Below are 2,558 nucleotides of genomic sequence, written 5' to 3'. Positions count from 1 at the left end.
CCGCGAAGCACGCCGCGAACGAACCGGTGGAGAATCTCGCAGCGGGCTTCCTCGAGCGCCTCGAGATAGGCAGCCTCGGCTGGCGTCGCGAGGCCGTGCGCTCGAGCGTATCCGGTCGCGGCACCGAGGGCGTCCCGTTCCGCGGCCGTGGCGAGCGATCGCTGCTCCGGATTCCGTCGATTCGTCCCGTTCATCGTCGCGAAAGAACCAGTACGGGAGTTCGACGCGGACCGTGTTAACTCACGGGGGGCGGTCCGGTTCGTGAAAACGACGATTTGACGCGGATGCTGGTGCTCAGTCTCGTTCGACGCTCGGGTGCATCGTCGGCTCCTCGTCGAGCGGTTCCTCGAAGGCCTCGAGCATGCGGGCTCTCGCTTTTTCGTCTCGTTCCCGTCGTTCCGCATCGTCGATCTCTTCACACCCCGGCGGCACCTCGCGGTCGCGGCCGGTGAAGTAGCCTTCCGGCGCGACCCAGTCGTGGTAGAAGTTCGTGTCCGAATCGTGGATGACGGCGAGGCCGACCTTCGCGCCGTGGCCGGCCGCGACGATCGCCTGATGGGGCTCCTCTGCGAGTCGGCCTGCGGCGTAGACGCCGTCGACCGCCGTCCGCCCGGCCTCGTCGGTGTCGACGAAGTGTTTGCTCCCGCGCTGGATGCGACCCACGTCGAGCGGGACGAGGTACTCGCTGTCAGACCACGAGGCCGCGATCACCCGCCGCGCCTCGAGAGGGTCGTCGCCCTCGGTCTCGAGGACGAAGCCGGCCTCGAGAGCAGTCTCGTCGACCAGTTCCGTGCTCGTGACCCGACCGAGTTCGAACTCGGCGCCGGCGTTGCGGGCCTGTTCGCGGCTCAGGCGCAGGTAGCGGCGCGCGTCGACGCCCTCGGGAAAGCCGGGATAGTTCTCGAGGCTGGCGTTGCGCTTGAGGATCGATTCGCCCCCGTCGTCGCCGGACTGCGTCCGGCTACTCGAGGGACTTGGTCCCTCGCTGATGACGAGGGTGTCCAGTCCCGCGCGGGCGGTGAAGATCGAGGCGGCGAGGCCGGCGACGCCCCCGCCGACGATACAAACGTCTCGCATGCTCGCTCGTTGCCGGCCGCGGGTATAGAAGGTTGCCGTCTTTTGTCTGTTCGCGCTTCCTATTTCCGACATGTTCGTGCTCGCTGTCTCCCATCGGTTCGCGCACGGGACAGTTGTGAATGGAGCAGTGGGTTTTGGTGAGAATGAGTGAGACGAAGCGTTCTGCTACCGTGGCAACAGGGAATCGCCACGCCCTCCCCAGCCGATTCGTTCGCTCCTGACGTCGCTCACTCATCCCTCGCGCAGCGTCGTGCCGCGGTTCATTGGCATTCACCGCGGCACAGCGCGCGCCACCGCTTCCGGGTGACCAATTTGGAGCAATACGTAAATTATTGCTACCGAGCGGATATCGCCGACCGATTCTGGCTACAGACTCACAGCAGGAATTACGGCTCCGAATCGTGTGAGGGTGACAACACTATTTTTATCTGCGATATCGAATCGACGTCTATGCTCGCCGCTGTCGCGTTCGTCCTCGTTCTCGCGATCGGCCCGTTCCTCGGGTTTCGAGCGTACGCCCGCCGCGTCGAGGCGATGGACGAACCGATCGAAGACCGCTTGCACCGACTCAATCGCGTCCAGCAGGTCGGCGGATTCGGACTGCCGGTCGTCGCCATTCTGGCCGGCTACTCCCTCGGACTGATAGACCGGGCGGCTACCGCCGTCGGGACGGGCGGCGTCGAACTGTTCGGCATCGCTCTCCTCGAGTTCGGTACACTCATCGTGGTCACCTTCGGGATCGTCACCGTTCCGATCGTGTCGATGGCGCTCGGCACGTACCCCACGGTTCGCTCGCTGCGGGAGACGTCGGCGTCGATGTGGCGGGTCGCGAAAGGTGTGCTCACGGTGATGGCGGTCGCCGTCGGCTCGGCCATAATCGGGGTCGGGGGCTTCCTCGCGGTCATTTCGGTCGTCGGGTCGTCGACCCCCGTGCTCGTTGCCACCCTCGGCGCGATCGTCTTCGCCAGCTTCGGTCTCTCGCCGTATCTGATCGTGATTGTTCGGGATCGCGTCCCGCTCGAGGGGCAGCGCCGCGAGCGCGTCGAACGGCTCTGTACGGAGCTTGGCTACAGGCCCCGCGGACTGTTCCTGCTCGAGGGCGAGTCCACCAAGACCGCGAACGCGCTCGTCGCGGGCACGGTTCCCGGACTGCGATACGTCTTCCTGACCGACTACCTGCTCGCGGAGTGCGACGACGACGAACTGCGCGCGATCCTCGCTCACGAGTTCGGCCACGTCGCCGGCCGCCACCTCTGGCAGCGCGGCCTGCTGACGGTCGCCGTCTTCGGTGCCTGGATCCTCGGAGTCCAGCGGTTCGGACTCGGCGGGCTCGAGGAGCGCTTCGGTTTCGTCGGCTTCTTCGTCCCGTTCATGGCGCTGTACGCGGTCTATCACGTCGTCCTGCTGGGCGGCCTCGCGCGCTGGCAGGAGTTCCGGGCGGACGCGTACGCGGCCCGGGAGGCCGGTCGCGAGGCGATCAG

Annotated in this window: 3 protein-coding genes; 1 reads left to right on the top strand and 2 read right to left on the bottom strand. The window is 66.3% G+C overall.

The annotated features are described in order from the left end of the window. Positions 1-194 (bottom strand): hypothetical protein (locus tag PGX04_RS04810; protein ID WP_273737463.1); only part of this gene is annotated, 194 nt, incomplete at its 3' end. Between the two features lie 100 nt (positions 195-294). Beyond that, entirely contained in the window at positions 295-1,077 is a 783-nt protein-coding gene (locus PGX04_RS04805) for an NAD(P)/FAD-dependent oxidoreductase (RefSeq protein WP_273737462.1), read from the bottom strand. Positions 1,078-1,527: 450 nt separating this feature from the next. Here PGX04_RS04805 and PGX04_RS04800 point away from each other — a divergent pair. Continuing rightward, positions 1,528-2,558, top strand: a 1,031-nt coding sequence (locus tag PGX04_RS04800; protein WP_273737461.1) for a M48 family metalloprotease, incomplete at its 3' end; no start/stop codon positions are given.

The sequence above is a fragment of the Natrinema soli genome, from assembly GCF_028618695.1.
The sequence above is the reverse complement of the archived record's forward strand: the minus strand, read 5'-3'. Positions and strand labels throughout refer to the sequence as shown.

What these genes read in the sequence shown, in the direction of transcription:
- PGX04_RS04805 (WP_273737462.1), bottom strand. Translation starts at nt 1,077, where the DNA reads ATGCGAGACGTTTGTATCGTCGGCGGGGGCGTCGCCGGCCTCGCCGCC.